Source organism: Mastigocoleus sp. MO_188.B34 (assembly GCF_030065675.1).
Taxonomy (GTDB): Bacteria; Cyanobacteriota; Cyanobacteriia; order Cyanobacteriales; family Nostocaceae; genus Mastigocoleus.
Window position 1 is genome coordinate 1 of sequence record NZ_JASJDK010000080.1, and the last position, 16,555, is coordinate 16,555.

14 protein-coding genes are annotated in these 16,555 nt (G+C 37.9%); 9 read left to right on the forward strand and 5 right to left on the reverse strand.

Features of this window, described 5'->3' with window-relative positions:
- Positions 1-114 precede the first annotated feature (114 nt).
- From QNJ50_RS18275 to QNJ50_RS18305, 7 genes are all read left to right on the forward strand, one after another.
- Complete coding sequence (locus QNJ50_RS18275; protein WP_300637808.1) at positions 115-1,242, forward strand: hypothetical protein; 1,128 nt, start codon at positions 115-117, stop codon at positions 1,240-1,242.
- Positions 1,243-1,305: 63 nt separating this feature from the next.
- On the forward strand, positions 1,306-1,473 hold the full coding sequence (locus QNJ50_RS18280) for a hypothetical protein (protein WP_300637810.1): 168 nt from the start codon (positions 1,306-1,308) through the stop codon (positions 1,471-1,473).
- Between the two features lie 274 nt (positions 1,474-1,747).
- Entirely contained in the window at positions 1,748-3,604 is a 1,857-nt protein-coding gene (locus tag QNJ50_RS18285) for an NAD(P)H-quinone oxidoreductase subunit F (protein ID WP_300637812.1), read from the forward strand.
- Between the two features lie 238 nt (positions 3,605-3,842).
- Positions 3,843-4,541, forward strand: coding sequence for a carbonic anhydrase (locus tag QNJ50_RS18290; protein ID WP_300637813.1), 699 nt, complete (start codon positions 3,843-3,845; stop codon positions 4,539-4,541).
- Between the two features lie 225 nt (positions 4,542-4,766).
- Complete coding sequence (locus tag QNJ50_RS18295; protein ID WP_300637815.1) at positions 4,767-6,272, forward strand: NADH-quinone oxidoreductase subunit M; 1,506 nt, start codon at positions 4,767-4,769, stop codon at positions 6,270-6,272.
- Positions 6,273-6,285: 13 nt separating this feature from the next.
- The gene (locus QNJ50_RS18300) at positions 6,286-6,456 is read left to right on the forward strand and encodes a hypothetical protein (RefSeq protein WP_300637817.1); all 171 of its coding nucleotides are present in this window, start codon (positions 6,286-6,288) and stop codon (positions 6,454-6,456) included.
- Positions 6,457-6,465: 9 nt separating this feature from the next.
- A complete protein-coding gene (locus tag QNJ50_RS18305; protein ID WP_300637819.1) occupies positions 6,466-7,785 on the forward strand; it encodes a CO2 hydration protein in 1,320 nt (439 codons plus the stop codon).
- Between the two features lie 183 nt (positions 7,786-7,968).
- Here QNJ50_RS18305 and QNJ50_RS18310 read toward each other — a convergent pair whose 3' ends face one another.
- Together QNJ50_RS18310 and QNJ50_RS18315 are read right to left on the reverse strand one after the other, a co-directional pair.
- Positions 7,969-9,090, reverse strand: coding sequence for an aldo/keto reductase (locus tag QNJ50_RS18310; protein WP_300637822.1), 1,122 nt, complete (start codon positions 9,088-9,090; stop codon positions 7,969-7,971).
- 112 nt (positions 9,091-9,202) lie between these two features.
- Positions 9,203-10,207, reverse strand: coding sequence for a zinc-dependent alcohol dehydrogenase family protein (locus QNJ50_RS18315; RefSeq protein ID WP_300637824.1), 1,005 nt, complete (start codon positions 10,205-10,207; stop codon positions 9,203-9,205).
- A gap of 121 nt (positions 10,208-10,328) precedes the next feature.
- Here QNJ50_RS18315 and QNJ50_RS18320 point away from each other — a divergent pair, with 121 nt between their 5' ends.
- Both QNJ50_RS18320 and QNJ50_RS18325 read left to right on the forward strand, forming a co-directional pair.
- Complete coding sequence (locus QNJ50_RS18320) at positions 10,329-10,781, forward strand: helix-turn-helix domain-containing protein (RefSeq protein WP_300637826.1); 453 nt, start codon at positions 10,329-10,331, stop codon at positions 10,779-10,781.
- Between the two features lie 51 nt (positions 10,782-10,832).
- Positions 10,833-11,660 carry a class I SAM-dependent methyltransferase gene (locus QNJ50_RS18325; RefSeq protein ID WP_300637828.1) on the forward strand — a complete coding sequence of 276 codons (828 nt, stop codon included), beginning with the start codon at positions 10,833-10,835 and terminating at the stop codon, positions 11,658-11,660.
- Positions 11,661-12,038: 378 nt separating this feature from the next.
- Here the strand turns inward: QNJ50_RS18325 and topA are convergent, their stop codons facing one another.
- The 3 genes from topA to QNJ50_RS18340 all read right to left on the reverse strand — a co-directional run bounded on the left by topA (position 12,039) and on the right by QNJ50_RS18340 (position 16,513).
- A complete protein-coding gene (gene topA, locus QNJ50_RS18330; RefSeq protein ID WP_300637830.1) occupies positions 12,039-14,369 on the reverse strand; it encodes a type I DNA topoisomerase in 2,331 nt (776 codons plus the stop codon).
- Between the two features lie 323 nt (positions 14,370-14,692).
- On the reverse strand, positions 14,693-16,084 hold the full coding sequence (locus QNJ50_RS18335) for a hypothetical protein (RefSeq protein WP_300637832.1): 1,392 nt from the start codon (positions 16,082-16,084) through the stop codon (positions 14,693-14,695).
- Positions 16,085-16,126: 42 nt separating this feature from the next.
- Positions 16,127-16,513: a hypothetical protein gene (locus QNJ50_RS18340; RefSeq protein ID WP_300637834.1), complete on the reverse strand. Its 387-nt coding sequence runs from the start codon at positions 16,511-16,513 to the stop codon at positions 16,127-16,129.
- Positions 16,514-16,555: the final 42 nt, after the last annotated feature.

The window sequence follows — 16,555 nt, forward strand, 5'->3', positions numbered from 1 at the left end:
TAACTTTATTCTTCTCGCTAAAAACATCGTTTTATTGAGAATTAATGACGAAGTAATAAGGGTTGGGAAAAATGTGAGCAATTACTCTCGCAAATGTTGAGAAAGATCTGCCTAATGGATAGATATAATACTGGAGGACTTTTCCAGTTTGCCCCAGATGGTTCCCTGATCGAACAACGTACTGAGGAAGTTCCGGTAGTAATTACTATTCCCAAAACACCAATGCCCGATGGAGGTTATCCGTTAGTCGCTTACTACCACGGTTCCAACGGTTTGAGTACTGAAGTAGTAGATCGAGGTCCACTCACGGAACCGGGTGGAGAACCAACTCCTGGATTAGGACCAGCATATGTAGTCGCAGAAAAGGGATTTGCTACCTTGGGTAGTGCTTTACCGTTGAATCCAGAACGTTTTCCCGATAATATTCCCGATTCTTACCTCAACCCGTTGAATTTAGCTGCTTACCGAGATACTTTCCGACAAACTGTAATTGAGCAACGGTTACTGATAGAAGCTTTAGAAAATCTAGAAATTCCTGCAGAGGTAATTGGGAATGATGGAACTGCTTTGCTTCCCCCTGGAGAAAATGATTTTCGCTTCCAAGCTTCACCTGTGATGGCTTTAGGACAGTCCTATGGGGCGCAGGTGGCTAATATCACCAGTGCGATCGAACCAAAAATTGGTGCTGTAGTACCAACCGGTTCGCCGAGCTATTACCCCTTACTAATTAGTGAAAATGAATTGGCTCCCCTTGCTGGTTTACTTTTAGGAACTTTACAAGAAGTTAATCCCCTTTATCCTGGTCTCAATTTGCTGGGAAATGCGTGGGAAGCAGTAGATCCAATTGTATATATGCCTTACTTAGCTAAACGACCATTACCGGGTCATCCCGTACGTTCAATATATCAGCCCGTTGGTCAAGGAGATACCCAAGTTCCCGAAGCTGTATTTAATGCTTCCGCCCTTGCTACTGGAGTACAACAAGCTGGTACAATATTTTGGCCGGAGATGCAGGAATCTCTTGCTCTTGCTGGACTAGATGGTATTACGTCCTATCCCGTGACGAATAATTTGTTATCTGAAAATGGAACGCCTTATACGGGAGTCGTAGTTCAGTATCAAGGTGATGGAATTGCTGACCCCCACGGTATATTTGCTCAATTAGATGAAGTTAAGGAACAATATAGTTCTTTCTTTGAGAGTTTTCAGGAAACGGGAGTTGCTGTTGTACCTGTGGTTTAGGAAAAATCTCCTTGCTCGCGATAACCCCAAGGGTAGGGTGTTGACTCTGTGGGTTATTGGAAGATGAAATTTAATTCAACATCTGTGACATTACTTGTTCCTTGTCTCTGGCAAGGAATACAGTATTGGAAGCTCCGCCTCCATTCTGGACAAGATCCAGAACAAGAACCAGAAAAATTAGAAGATGAAAGATTTGAGGTTCACAATCCCCAAAATAGAACATCAACTTAGATCTATATTAATAATTATATTATCCTATATATAAGAATTTCTTACAATATATATCGTCGAATTATCTATTAAGATAATTCCATTTTTTCTAATATAAAGCTAACCTAATAAGTAATAACCTGTAATAAAAATTAACTAGGCTAAATTTTTGAGACACGTATTATTAAGGGGCAGCGGTTGTAGTTTTTCGTATATATGGCCGTGACTACTATATTTGCAAATTTAGAATATTTCGCATTTAGATACATTTAGAAACATTTTAGAAACAGATTTTATGGCTGATTTCCTGCTCGAAAGCGTTTGGTTAGTGCCTTGTTACGCACTAATTGGGGGACTTTTATCTATTCCTTGGTCGCCGGGAATACTTCGCCGCACGGGTCCAAGACCGTCGGGTTATGTCAATTTAATTGCGACCTTTTTGGCATTTGTTCATAGTGCCCTAACGATACCATTAGCTTGGAATCAGCCCCCATATGAATTATCTATTTCTTGGTTGAATACCCCTGGGTTGAATCTATCTATTGATTTGGAAATATCTGCAATTAGTGTGACAGCTATGGCTGTAATTGCAGGTTTGAATTTTCTCGCCCAGATCTATGCTGTGGGTTACATGGAGATGGACTGGGGATGGGCGCGCTTTTATTCTTTGTTAGGGATATTTGAAGCTGGTCTGTGTGCGCTGGCTTTATGTAACAACTTATTTTTCAGCTACGTGATTTTGGAAATGCTAACTTTGGGAACCTATCTCTTAGTTGGTTTGTGGTTCAGTCAGTCTTTGGTGGTAACGGGTGCAAGAGATGCTTTTTTAACTAAACGGGTAGGAGACTTGTTTTTGTTAATGGGTGTGTTAGCAATATATCCCTTAGCAGGAACTTGGAATTACTGGGAATTAGGCGAATGGGCTGCTACGGCTAATGTGGATCCAAAATTAATGACGTTAGTTGGTTTAGCATTAATTGCTGGTCCTATGGGTAAATGCGCCCAATTTCCCTTGCACTTGTGGTTAGATGAAGCAATGGAAGGTCCAGTTCCTAGTACAATTTTACGGAACTCGGTAGTAGTTGCTAGTGGAGCTTGGGTATTAATTAAGTTACAACCGGTGTTGAGTTTGTCGCCCGTAGTTTACACTGCGATGGTAATAATTGGTTCAATTACTGCTGTAGGTGCTTCACTGATTGCGATCGCTCAAATTGATGTTAAGCGTTGTTTATCTTACTCTGTAAGTGCTTACATGGGTATGGTATTCATTGCTGTAGGAACTCAACAAGATGAAGCTGCACTTTTATTGGTACTTACCCATGCTTTATCTGCGGCTTTATTGGTGATGGGTACGGGGACAATTGTTTGGAATAATATTACCCAAGATGTTACCCAACTCGGGGGACTGTGGTCTCGTCGTCCCATATCCGCGATCGGTTATATTGTAGGAACTTTAGGTTTAATTGCTTTTCCACCGCTAGGTGGTTTTTGGGCGCTGTTGAAATTAGCTTCGGGGGTTTGGACAACCCAACCTTGGATTGCAGGGATAATTATATTAGTTAATGGCTTAACAGCATTTAGTTTAACTAGGGAATTTGGTTTAATCTGGGGCGGTAAACGTCAGCAAATGAGCTATCGCTCTCCTGAAGTGAGCTGGCAGATGATTTTACCGATGGCTTTCTTAATCGGTTTTGTTTTGCATCTACCTATATTATTACAAACCGTATCAATTTTACCTAGCTGGGCAACTTTAAATAAAGATGTAGGATTACTGCTGATTTGGTCGAGTATTTTTGGTTGCAGTATCAGTGGTGTCATTTATCTGGGTAATATTCCTAAACCGATTCGTCTTCCTTGGAAAGGTTTGCAAGATTTAATTGCTTACGATTTCTACACCCCCAAGCTTTATCGGATGACTATAGTTTTGGGTGTTGGTTTACTGTCTCAGTTAGCCGATATTGTTGATAGGTTTGTGGTGGATGGAATTGTGAATTTGGTTGGTTTAGCATCCTTAGGAGGTGGAGAAGGTCTCAAATACAGTAATTCAGGACAAACCCAGTTTTATGTCCTTACGGTACTTTTGGGAGTTAGTTTGTTAGGAGTTGCTTTAACCTGGGAATACTGGAACAGTTTTTTGAAAGTAATATTTTAAGTCTTAAGCTTGAGATTTAATTCCATTCAGCGTTAATAGCCTTACATTTTCTAAACGTTTAGTTAACAGGAAAGGTTTGCAAGGACAATTAGTTGACAGTTGACAGCTTGTGGTTAACAGGTAAAGTTAACATTTAACAGTTAACTGCTTATAAATGGGTGAGACTAAAACTCATTTGTATATTTTGTTACTCTGTTTCCATTTGTTTCCTATTGACTATTAATGTGAGGATAAATAGGTGAAAGAACATCTATCTAGAAGGAATTTAATGAGGTTTGGTGCAGGAGTTTTAGGGGCGGGAATATTAGCAGAAGAATTAGGTTCTGAGTTAATATCTCCCCAACCAGCTGTTGCCGAAAACAATATAACTCCTGATGAAGCACTACAAAAATTGATAGATGGTAACAGACGTTTTCTTTTTAGAGAGCAAAAAAAACCTAACCGCAGCTATGCACGTTTATTACAAGTAGCCAATGGTCAAAAACCTTTTGCATCAATTTTAAGTTGTGCTGATTCGCGAGTTCCAGCTGAAATGTTATTTGACCAGGGCTTTGGGGATTTATTTGTATGTAGAGTAGCTGGTAACGTCGCCACTCCTGAAGAAATTGCTAGTTTGGAATATGGTGCTTATAAGCTAGGTACAAAAGTAATCATGGTTATGGGACACAAACGATGTGGTGCAGTTACTGCAGCCATGACAGATGGAGAATTTCCAGGTCATATTAGCACTTTAATTAGTGCTATTAAACCAGCAGTCAAAAATGTAAAAGGAAAATATGGTGATGCTTTAGAAAATGCTTGTAAGGAAAATGCATTATTGCAAATTAAAACTCTAATGACATCACCAGTTCTTGCTAAATTAGTAGAGGATAAAAAGCTGAAAATAGTTGCTGGATATTATGATTTAGATACTGGTAAAGTTAGTCTAGTCGCTTAATTTTATTGAATTAACTCTGACTTAATTTCTAATTAAACTAAGGCGGGTAAATCCCGCCATTCAAAAAAATTTAGTTATTAACTATAAAAATCAAATATTAAATCCTTAGAGAATGAATAATCAAAACAAATATTCAAACATTTGAACAATGACAAAATAATTATCCAAATATCAAAACACATTTTAAAAACAATCTAAATTTCAAATCTACTATCCTTACAAAAAATGCTCAGTACTTTAATTTGGTTACCAATTTTTGGTGCAGTCATTATTGCACTACTGCCAAAAAAGATTCCTGCAAATCAAATTCGTTTTGCTTCTGCATTTATCGCAGGTATTACTTTTCTATGGAATATTTTTATACTGTTCAATTTTGATATTGCTAATCCCCAATTCCAATTACAAGAATATTTATCTTGGAATGAAACTTTAGGTTTAAGTTATCAGTTGGGGGCTGATGGGCTATCAATTTTAATGTTGTTGTTGAATAGTTTACTAACTTGGATTGCTATTTATAGTAGTAGTAAAACTACTGAACGTCCTCGACTTTTTTACTCACTGGTTTTGCTGGTGAGTGGTGGAGTTGCTGGGGCATTTTCTGCAGAGAATTTGCTGCTATTCTTCCTATTTTATGAGTTAGAATTAATTCCTTTTTATCTACTGATTTCCATTTGGGGTGGTGAGAGGCGTTCTTATGCTGGTATCAAATTTTTGATATACACTGCTGTTTCCGGCGCTCTAATTTTGGCAAGTTTCCTTGGTATTATCTGGTTGAGTGGCTCTGCAAGTTTTAATTATGATGCTATTTCAACCGAAGAAATATCATTAACTCTACAATTAATTTTACTTACTACAATCATAGTTGGATTTGGAATAAAAATTCCCTTAGTTCCCTTACATACTTGGTTACCAGACGCCTATGTTGAAGCTTCTGCACCGGTCGCAATTTTATTGGGTGGAGTATTAGCAAAGTTGGGAACATACGGTGTTTTACGCTTCGGAATGGGTTTATTCCCCGAAACTTGGGGTCTTGTCGCTCCTGGTTTAGCAATTTGGGGAGCAGTCAGTGCAATGTATGGAGCAGTCACTGCGATCGCGCAAAAAGACATTAAACGTATGGTTGCTTATAGCTCCATCGGTCACATGGGTTATATTCTGTTAGCTGCTGCAGCCAATACCTCATTAGCATTAGTTGGTGCAATTTCCCAAATGGTGAGTCACGGTATTATTTTGGCGATTCTGTTTCATCTGGTGGGAGTTGTGGAAACCAAGGTGGGAACCCGGGAATTAGATAAACTGAATGGCTTAATGAGTCCAGTACGCGGTTTACCATTTATTAGCGCTCTACTAATTTTAGGAGGTATGGGTAGCGCCGGAATTCCGGGAATGACAGGATTTATTGCTGAATTCATTGTTTTTCAGGGAAGTTTCTCAGTTTTCCCGATTCCTACATTACTATGTGTTGTTGCAACGGGTCTAACAGCAGTTTATTTCGTCATTCTCCTCAATCGTACCTGTTTTGGCAAACTCGATAATGATTTAGCTTACTACCCAAAAGTATTTTGGCACGAAAAAATGCCAGCAGTGATATTAGCAGTTTTAATTATTTTCTTAGGAGTACAGCCAAATTGGTTAGTACGTTGGAGCGAACAAACCAGCGCTGCAATGGTTATAAATGTTTCTACTCAGCAATCAGTACAGACAGCATCTTTGGTGATGAGTAAGGAGTAATGATTCAGGAGTAATGAGTCAGAAGTCAGGAGTCAGGACAGACCGCGCTCTAACGAGCGTTAACGCAGTGGGGCGTCAGCACAGCAGGAGTCAGGAGTCAGGAGTCAGAGGGAGTAATCAATTACCCATTACCAATTACCAATCACCAATTACCAATTACCAATTACCAATTACCCATTACTAAGCTAAAAAAATGGTACAAACCCCAAATAAAATAATCTCAAAATTACCACCTTCGGATCATGAATTTGCAGAAGTAATTCACCGTTTGGAAGCAGGTGGTTCGATGTTACCGGATACTCCGGAAAATTTAATGCAAATTATTGGTATTTATAAAGCTTACGCCGTTCCGATGGATTTTTATTGGCGGGATTTGCTTTATATTGGCGAGAGAGTATTTTTAAATCCTTTACCTTTCTTTAAATACTTCTTGCCAAAAGAATACTTAGAATTGCATAATCATTATGCTGGCGACGATGCAGATTTAAGAGTTTGGCGCGGTGAAGCTACAGCCCATCCCGAATTGATGGAATTCATCGAAAAGGGTGAGACTTTTAAAATGCCAAAATTATTGCATCACTGGTTTCACGATCGCATCAATATGGAATTTGCTGAAGCCTGCATGCGATCGATGTTATGGCATGGTAGAGATATGGGTTTAGGTAAGTTTGATGCTTATCTAGATTCCGAAGAATATAAAGAAAATGCCGACCGAGCAATTAAGGCTTACTTTAAAGGTAACCCAGTAATGCAAGGTTTGTATAAACTTTTCCCGGACATGTTTTTAGAACAATGTCGTCAGGCTTCCTATTATGCGAATTTGGGTTTATTTTGGGAAGTAATGGCACCAGTTTTTTTTGAAATGTCAGATTTATATGACGAAGGAAAACTGACTAGTGTCCCAGAAGCAATGGATTTTCTCGTCAATGGGATCTTAGTTGTTGCTGGTCGTCCAATTTATCATCACGTTTATATTCGGGGCGAATGCTATGAGGTAATTCCCAAATCTAAAGGATTTACTTGGTTATACGAAGCTGCTTTACCTTATGTAGAAGCAATTTTCTATCGTACTGCTCCCTTCAGAGGTACGAAATCTTATAACGCCCAAGCCAAACAAGTTCCCGACGAACAAAAAGATTTTCATTATGGTATCCTTTATGCAGATGTCTTTCCCGTAGGTACTGCTGGGATACCCCCAACGTTATTGATGCAAGATATGTTACATTTCTTGCCCCAGTACTTAGTAGATCATTATCAAGAATACTGCCGTGGTGAAGATGATATGTTGATTCAATTGGGAATTACTTTCCAAAGGTCAATGTATAATGTGACATCAGCAGTTATTCAAGCATTACGGACAGCACTTTTGTATTCATTAGACGATCCAAATATCGAACATTTAAAAGCAAACCGAGAATTCTTTGAAACTCAATTAAATCGTTTTTGCCGTCATGAATACGGTATGCGGGATGCTGCACGTTTACGAGATATTCAAAGAAAAGATTATCGGTAGTTTTTGTTGCTTTATTTGAACATTCAAATGTTTCAAATATAAATTATTCAAACATAATTTTTTAGGAGACGTAGCAGTGCTACGTCTCTATATACCCAAAATTATTTGGGCGTATCCGAACAAGGGTGTTGTTTAGTTTTAAAATTATAAGGCAATAAATATTCTACGGGCTGAAAAATATTATTATTGATCGGAGTCAAGGCTTGCAGGAGTACCACTAGTTTCAATTTTGGGATAGTAACCTGCAGGTTTATCACCTACTGTTACTCCACCACTAATCATACTTTGAATTTCCGAACCAAAGAAACTATAGGGAAATGTTGGAGTTGGAATACTAACTTCGTTAAGACTAACTAAAAGCTCATCAGGAATAGTAAAATCTAATGCTTGTAGATTATCTTGAAGTTGATGGAGTTTTGTTGCACCAATAATCACTGAAGCAACTCCCGGTTGATTTGCAGCCCAATTCACTGCTACCTGCGCCATACTGCGCCCTATTTTTTGGGCTATCGTTTCTAATTCGGTGACAATTTTCCAGTTTTTTTCTGTAAATTTTTGAAAAGCTGGATTATTTGAATCTTTCATCATTTCCAAACGACCTTCACCCACTCCTTTCCCTTCACTGGGGCGATATTTACCACTGAGCAAACCGCTAGCTAAGGGACTCCAAACCATTATTCCCATTCCATGTTCTGTCCCCAAAGGAACAAACTCATTTTCAATATTTCGTTCGACTAAGGAATATTCTAATTGCAGAGTACATAACCTTTCATAGCCTCTTAACTCTGCAATCGTTTGAGCGCGAGAAGCATACCAAGCAGGAACATCAGAAAGACCAACATAACGCACTTTACCGGAACGTACTAGATCGTCTAGGGTACGCATAACCTCTTGTGCAGGAGTAATCTTGTCCCAAGTGTGCAATATATAGAGGTCGATATAATCAGTATTTAAACGCTTGAGGGAACCTTCCACCGCACGCATGATATTTTTACGTCCATTACCGCCAGCGTTAGGATTTCCAGGCTCACCATTGTAGGTAAATTTAGTAGCGATGACTATCTTATCTCGTAAATTGCGTTCCCGGATAAATTCTCCCAGTAAAGTTTCACTAGTCCCATTGGTATATAAATCGGCAGTATCAATAAAATTACCACCTGCGTCAACATAAGTATCAAATAAAGTTTTGGAGGTTGCAGGATCTGTACCCCATCCCCACTCGGTTCCAAAAGTCATTGTACCTAAAGCTAAAGGACTTACGCGCAATCCAGAACGACCGAGGGTGTAGTAGTTGTTGAGGGACATAGTTGGTATTTTCTTTCAGTTTCGCATTTACACAATATTTGATTATTACGGATTACTTGCTAGCTTGTATAGGAAGTTATTGTTCTTTTTTGTCATGCTAACTGATGTCATGTTAACTAAGGTCAAACGATTGCTTCAGAGTTATTTTACCTATTACATTTCCTGATTCTTGATATGCATGGGCTGCACTGACATCCACAAACCCAAAAGACTTATGATCTAGAAGCGGACGTAATTTTCCTTCATCGACAAGACGAGCAATTTGAGAAAGAATCTCAGAATGATAGGAGCGATTAACATCAAATAACATTGGGAGCAGCATGTAAACAAGATGTAGGGTTAATCCCTTAGCATGAAGTAAAGTCAAATCTTGTTGAGATAAAGAGACTAAAGATACGACAGTTCCATTGATTTTTGCTGCTTGGAAGGCATTTTGCAAATTATCGTTTCCAACTGTGTCAAATACGATGTCAAAACCTTCACCATTGGTGTACTCTGCAACAAATTCTTCAACAGGAGTCTGGCGATAATTGATAGTGAAATCGGCTCCTAATTCACTTGCTATGGTAGCTTTTTGCTCACTCGATACTAATGCGTAGACTGTAGCACCAGCCCATTTTGCTAACTGCACTCCAATATGACCTACTCCTCCAGTTCCACCATAAATTAAAACCTTTTGACCTGGTTGGATTTTGGCGCGGTCGATGAGACCTTCCCATGCTGTTATCGATATAAGTGGTAATGCAGCAGCTTCCAACATTGTCAAAGATTTTGGTTTATGGGTAACGAGCCTCGCATCCGCTAACATATATTCAGCCAAAGCTCCTCCCATTCCTTTGACCCCTCCAGCACAAGCATAAACTTCATCACCAACTTTGAAACCTTCAACATTGTCACCAATTTTTTTAATTGTCCCGGCGACATCTCCGTGTAAAATTGCTGGGAAATTGGGAGCAATATCAGGAACAACACCTCCACGGATTTTTACATCTACCGGATTGACGCTGGTTGCTGCAACCCGAATTAAGACATGATGGGGAAGTACTTCCGGTATGGGTAAGTCTACTGTTTGGAAAACGTCGGGTTGTCCAAAACCTTCAATGACAATAGCTTTCATAAGTTATTTGTTTGTCCAAACTTTGTACTTAAACTCTGTACTTAATTGAGTAACATGGACGAATAGACACCCGGAAGGATTTACGAGAAAGTACATTAGTAACCTTTTGGTAAGTCTAAAGATGACTTTTAATCTCGATCGCAACCGAGGTGAACTAAACTATCCACCCCAACCCGCACTAGATCGCATCGCTAATATGGGGGTATTTGATACTAGTTGTGAGGGACATCAACTTCTAGAAAAAATTGCGAATAAATGGACTATTTTGATTATCTATGCTTTAACTCAAGGGGAAAAACGGTATAGCGAACTCAAACAACAAATAGTTGACATATCACCTAAAATGCTGGTGCAAAATCTCCGCAATTTAGAGCGATCGGGGTTAATCGAACGAAAAGTATTTCCAAGCGTTCCACCTCGAGTTGAATACTCGCTGACAGCTTTGGGTGAATCTTTAGCTGAACCACTTGCTGTTTTGGGAGAATGGGCTTATCAGCATATTAAAGATGTGAATTTAGCGATTGAAGAATATGATAATAATCCCAAGTCTGAAGATTTCTGGGAACCAAAATAGAATAAATTATGAATTACAAATTATGAATTACGAAATCATTAAATATAATTCATGAAAAAATTTGAAGAACAATTTAAACATATTTATTCCCAAGACTTATCAGAGAAAAAAACTTGGTATTCTTTTGTTGCTGAAGCTTACAACAAAACTAGACCGCGTTATCCTAAACAACTTATCGATCGCGCTGTAGAGTTAGCCAAACTTACCCCAAACGCAAAGATTCTGGAATTAGGATGTGGTCCGGGAATTGCAACTGTAGAATTTGCTAAGTTGGGTTTTTCCATGGTATCTCTCGAACCGAGTCCAGAAGCTTGTGAGTTAGCTCGTGAAAACTGTGCTCAGTATCCCAATGTGGAAATCCAAAATACTACATTTGAAGAGTGGGAATTAGGAACTAATAAATTTGATGCAGTGATTGCTGCAACTTCTTTTCATTGGATTTCACCCGAAATTCGCTGTTCTAAATCTGCTCAAGCTTTAAAAGATAATGGTGTTTTAATTTTGTTATCGAACAAAGAACCCCAACCAAATTATGAAATTTATCAGTTGTTAGATGAAGTTTACCAAAAACAAGCTCCATCTATAACATGGCATGAAAATCCAGAAACTCAGGAAAAAACTATCAGGGAGTTTGGGGAAAGGACAATCGATTCTAGTTATTTCCAAAGCTTATTTTACGAATATTTAAGCTGTGAAGTGAATTATAGTATTGATGATTATCTGGCGATGTTGAGTACTTTGTCTCCTTTTATTGCGTTGGAATCACAGCAACGAAGTTCTTTATTTGCAGCTTTAAAAGAAATTTTAGAGCAGAATTGCGAAAGAGGTATTCAAAGTTCCTATATTTCAGCTTTTCATATTGCACGAAAAACGATTTAAAGATAATGTTATTTTGCCTCTAACCACTGTAGTCTTTAGAGGATTTTGCAAGTATATTTTATTACTAGTAATCACTGTTGAGATCCCCCAACCCCCTTAAAAAGGGGGCAAAAGTCACTCTTTCCAAGGGAGATTTAGGGGTATCCAAGATACATTAGGTAAATAATATGACTTTTGAAACATCCTCTTATATGATGTCCACTTAATTACTTATGAAAAAAATATGTTTGTTTGTAATAGCGCTTTAGCGCCAATATTCGTCTATCGCGCTAAAGCGCTACTACGAGCCAAATACGAGTATTTTATATTTCTTTACATAGTTTACTTTTTTCTTGCCCACTTACTTACATTCCTAATTTTAGTCTTTTACAAAAACCTTTAAAGCTCGCCAAATTTTGGACTCCACCAGTTACCATTTTTGGTTTTAAAATACGCCACATCTTTATGCTTTTTATCCTGACGTGATTTTGCATCAGAACATCTCAGCATGCTTTTGTCCTGTCCATTCTTACTATAACCATATTCTTCCAATGGTTTTTTACATACAGGACATGGATAGGAAGTAAGGGATTGTGGAGGTTTGTTATTTGAAGTTTTGTTATTTGAAGCTTTATTATCTGTTTGATTTTCTTTACTGTAGGGTAGTTGCCATTTTTTACTAAAATCATTCCAAAACATTACTACATTTTCACAGCCGCTGGTACATTTGAGAAAATATTTTTTCTTGACTTTGGTAGTAGGAATTTTTGATAGAAACTGATTACACTCAGGACAGCGAGTTCTGGATTTTTTAGTTGTAGTTCCAGTTTTAGTTGTAGTTCCAGTTTTAGTTGTAGTTCCAGATTTACTTGCAGATTTAGTTTTTGTTCCAGCTTGAGCTTTGGTTTGAGTTGTATTTTTAGTTTGATGTGTATTTTTAGTTTGATATTGGAAATAACTTGTATTCTTTGCAGCTTCTGGAATTAATGTCTGAGCTTTGGAAAGGGCTGGTATTAAATAAGTTTTATTCCAATTTGCCAAATATTGTTGCCAGTCGCGATCGCCAAGGGCAATAGTATCTAGAGCATCTTCCATCTGAGCGGTGAATTGTGCTTCTAGTAAATCGGGTAATGCTTTTTGTAAAAAGGTATCGACCTCTAACCCTAAAGTTGTCGGTTGTAGATTTTTTTTGGTTAATTGGACGTAATCTCTTTTTTTCAGAGTTGCAATAGTAGAAGAATAGGTACTAGGACGACCAATTCCCACTTTTTCCATTAATTGCACTAACTTTGGTTCGCTGTAACGAGGTGGTGGTTGAGTTTGTTTCTTCTCATACTCTGCATTTTTCAGGGTCAGTGCTTGATTGGTTTGCACGTGAGGTAATACAGAATCTTTACTGATATTATTCCAATAACGGGAATAACCACGGAATTCGACAACTTGTCCCCTCGCTTGCCACAATAACTTTTCTGACTGAGTGATTACAGTAGTTTTACGTAGCCGAGCATCTTTACATAGAGAAGCGATCGCTCGTTTCCAAATTATTACATACAGGTCGAACTCATCGGGGGGAACTCGTTCGCGTAAATCAACGCTTTTGAGAAAGACATCTGTTGGACGGATTGCTTCATGAGCTTCTTGAGCGGATTTACTGCTACGATATTTCGTTAGTCTATTTGGTAGATTTTCTGGGTCGTTTTGTTGTAACCACTTCCGAGCGCTAGCGGTAAATTCAGGACTCAAAGCGACTGAATCTGTCCGCATATATGTTATGAAACCAGCCTCATACAGTTTTTGGGCGACAACCATAGTTTTATCTGGAGAAAACTTTAGTTTGGAACCCGCAGCTTGTTGGAGAGTGGAAGTGGTAAATGGTGGAGGTGGTTTGCGATTGACGATTTTTCCTTCAACCTGAATAACTTTATGGGAATTATTTCTTGCTATTTCAACTAATCTTTTTGCTTCTGCTTCAGATAAGACACGTTTAGACTCTGGTTTTTTCGGATCTTTATTGTCTGTTGCGTCATCCAGAACTTCTGTTTCTTGTTCTGTAGCAGCATTTGAAGAAGAATCTTCAGTTCCTTTATAGTAAGCGCGAAATCCTTCTGAAGCATCAGATCCAAGAACGTAATCCACCCAAACATTCCAATAATCTTGAGGGACAAATGTTTGGATTTCCCTTTCTCGCTTGCAAATTAGGTGTAATGTGGCGCTTTGAACCCTACCAACACTCTTCGCACCATTGTTTAATTTCCAGATTAACGGGCTGCATTTGTAACCGACCAATTTATCCAAACAGTCTCGACATAATCCCGCACCGACTAACTTTAAATCCAGTTCCCTGGGATTAGCGATCGCTTCCCGAACTGCTGATGCTGTAATTTCGCTATAAGTTACCCTTTTCGGTGTTTGTCTTAATCCTAATTCTTCTTTAATATGCCAAGCAATGGTTTCACCTTCGCGATCGGGGTCGGTTGCTAAAATAACTTCTCTAACCTGTTTAGCCGCAGACTTTAGCTTCTGAATAGTTTCTTTCGATCGCACATCGCGAGGAATATAATTACATTTAACCCTATTGCCATCTATACTAAAGCCTAGTGAATCTTCACCTTTATTACTTAGTCCCCGGATGTGACCGCAACTTGCACGCACAATCCAATCTCCGCCTAAAATTTGACTGAGTTTTTTTACTTTACCGGGAGATTCGACTATCAAAAGGCGTTTTGCCATGATGCACTCTTAAAAGTAAACTTTGAGAAAACTTATGATATCTGTGAGGGTAGGTAATTGGTAATGGGTAATTGGTAATTGGTAATTGGTAATTGGTAATTGGTAATTGGTAATCAACAATTATTGACAACCTCAACCATATAGTAAGTAATTAGTGGAATTTGATATAAATGGTCGATTTTCAGCATTGTCTTAAAGGCAAAGTATAAACCCAAGTGGGAAGATTTTGGCAAAACTAGTAACAATACTCAAAATAAACGTTTACTATTGCGAATTTTTTTGTATTTTTCTTTTCCCTGTATTTTTTAGGGATGAAGAAAATTTCATTTCCGTCCAAACAAAGCAAAGATACGTCCAAACAAAGCAAAGATACGTCCAAACAAAGTAAAGATAATCCAAGCCAAAAAACTTGCGAATAAACCAGCAACAAAACTCAAAGCAAAAGCTTCAGTCAGGAAGAAATGAGGACATTTTTGTGTACATTGTTGGGGAGGTTTTTGAGCAATAATTACAGCGGATGCTAGTTGACTGGTTGCGAGTCCAACTCCTGCGATCGCTACGGTGTTGTTGAAATTGCGGTCCCGTTGTGCTTGTTCTATTTCTACCATTCCGCGAATGGTGCTGGTAACGTTTTCTAGAATTGCTAAACCTGGGTTGAGACTGAGGTAATCTTTTTCTAATTGAACTTGATACTTATTTTTGGCTATTTGACCGAATTCTGCTAAAAATTTTTCTGTTGGAAAGTAATCTTGGCGTTGTTTTTCGTAGTTATCTAAATTTACTGCTACTGTATTTTGTTGAATTGGTAGTAAATTTATATTTTGGATATAACTTGATAATACTTTACTATTTGTTTGCAAATCTTTTTTGAGTTCGCCCAATCCTTTTTTTAATAATGTAGTGTTATCTGTATCTATTAAATTTTGCTTCAATTGTTTTGCTAAGCGGGCTTTGAGTTCTCTTCCTTGTTCGTAAGCCCAAATAATTTTATGTCTGCAATAAAATAAGTATCGCCAAGAGTTACAATATTGAGCAGCTTGGGCAAATGTCTGCTTGTCTGGATAGAAAATAATTATAACGTGACTATCTTTTTCGATTCCTTCCCAACGACGGTTAGTTAAACTAGAGGTCTTTGGGGTATCACTACTCCACATTTCCCAGACTGTAGCGCCTAAAAATTCCCCTTTTTGCTGATGTTGATGTTGTTTACCAATTAAAGATTTGTAAATCCTACTGGCGATATCTTCGGCGGTTTGATGAGTGGGAATTTGAGAATTATCTGGAACTATCCAACCAGATATCATCCAAGTTTTCCCCAAATAACCATGAGGTGAGAGTTGTCCGGATGATAAATTATCAGGTAATTTATTAGTGTTGGGTAAATCTGCGAAATCTTTGAGTTCTTTAATGGTAGATGGAATTTGTGATATATCTACTTCTTTCTCTAAAGAGCAACTGTAGCGCAAACAAGTAGTGTCATCAAACATTATCCGACTATAAGAGCCATCAACTCCATAATGAATCTGACCGTTGAAGTCTAAACGTTGTGTATCTTCATGATTGATTTCAGTTGAAAAGTCCTTTTGTTGTAGTCGCTCTGGTAAATTTGACCAATAATTTTCATATACTTCGTTAATTTTAACTTCAATTTTACCTGATTGTTCTATAAGGTTATAAATAAATAAATCCAGTGTCGGATATACAATCTTACTCATTAATATTTTTGTAGTTATTCAGGCATGATTTTTAAGTATGATTTAGACACGGTCTTGAGGCATAATTTCTGATTTGTGGTTTTTTGCTTCTTTACTAGAATCAGAAGCTTGAAAGATGGCGATCGCAATATTAGCTATCCGTTCTGGAGGAACTGCTGGAGCTTTTTGTTGACTGGGTTTATCGAATTTATTACGTTCTTGAATTTCATAATTTTTCTGAATATTAATTCTTGCTTGCTGATAAGGTTCTTTAATAACATCAGATTCTGCTAATTTTATCAAGTAATTAATTGCTTTATCTGGTTGTGTTTGATACATTTTGCCAACCTTATTAATTTCCCTTTGTAATTGTGCTGGTAATGGGGAATCTAATTTTAATAAAGCTCTGAGAAAAGAAATTAGTGTGACTTTTTGGAGTTGGTTAAGCATAGAAATTTAGTTAGTAGATAATTTTCATAGAATTTGAACATT

Coding starts and splice junctions, on each gene's coding strand:
- QNJ50_RS18275 (WP_300637808.1), top strand. CDS start 115: ATGGATAGATATAATACTGGAGGACTTTTCCAGTTTGCCCCAGATGGT.
- QNJ50_RS18280 (WP_300637810.1), top strand. CDS start 1,306: ATGAAATTTAATTCAACATCTGTGACATTACTTGTTCCTTGTCTCTGG.
- QNJ50_RS18285 (WP_300637812.1), top strand. CDS start 1,748: ATGGCTGATTTCCTGCTCGAAAGCGTTTGGTTAGTGCCTTGTTACGCA.
- QNJ50_RS18295 (WP_300637815.1), top strand. CDS start 4,767: ATGCTCAGTACTTTAATTTGGTTACCAATTTTTGGTGCAGTCATTATT.
- QNJ50_RS18300 (WP_300637817.1), top strand. CDS start 6,286: ATGAGTCAGAAGTCAGGAGTCAGGACAGACCGCGCTCTAACGAGCGTT.
- QNJ50_RS18305 (WP_300637819.1), top strand. CDS start 6,466: ATGGTACAAACCCCAAATAAAATAATCTCAAAATTACCACCTTCGGAT.
- QNJ50_RS18310 (WP_300637822.1), bottom strand. CDS start 9,090: ATGTCCCTCAACAACTACTACACCCTCGGTCGTTCTGGATTGCGCGTA.
- QNJ50_RS18315 (WP_300637824.1), bottom strand. CDS start 10,207: ATGAAAGCTATTGTCATTGAAGGTTTTGGACAACCCGACGTTTTCCAA.
- QNJ50_RS18320 (WP_300637826.1), top strand. CDS start 10,329: ATGACTTTTAATCTCGATCGCAACCGAGGTGAACTAAACTATCCACCC.
- QNJ50_RS18325 (WP_300637828.1), top strand. CDS start 10,833: ATGAAAAAATTTGAAGAACAATTTAAACATATTTATTCCCAAGACTTA.
- topA (WP_300637830.1), bottom strand. CDS start 14,369: ATGGCAAAACGCCTTTTGATAGTCGAATCTCCCGGTAAAGTAAAAAAA.
- QNJ50_RS18335 (WP_300637832.1), bottom strand. CDS start 16,084: ATGAGTAAGATTGTATATCCGACACTGGATTTATTTATTTATAACCTT.
- QNJ50_RS18340 (WP_300637834.1), bottom strand. CDS start 16,513: ATGCTTAACCAACTCCAAAAAGTCACACTAATTTCTTTTCTCAGAGCT.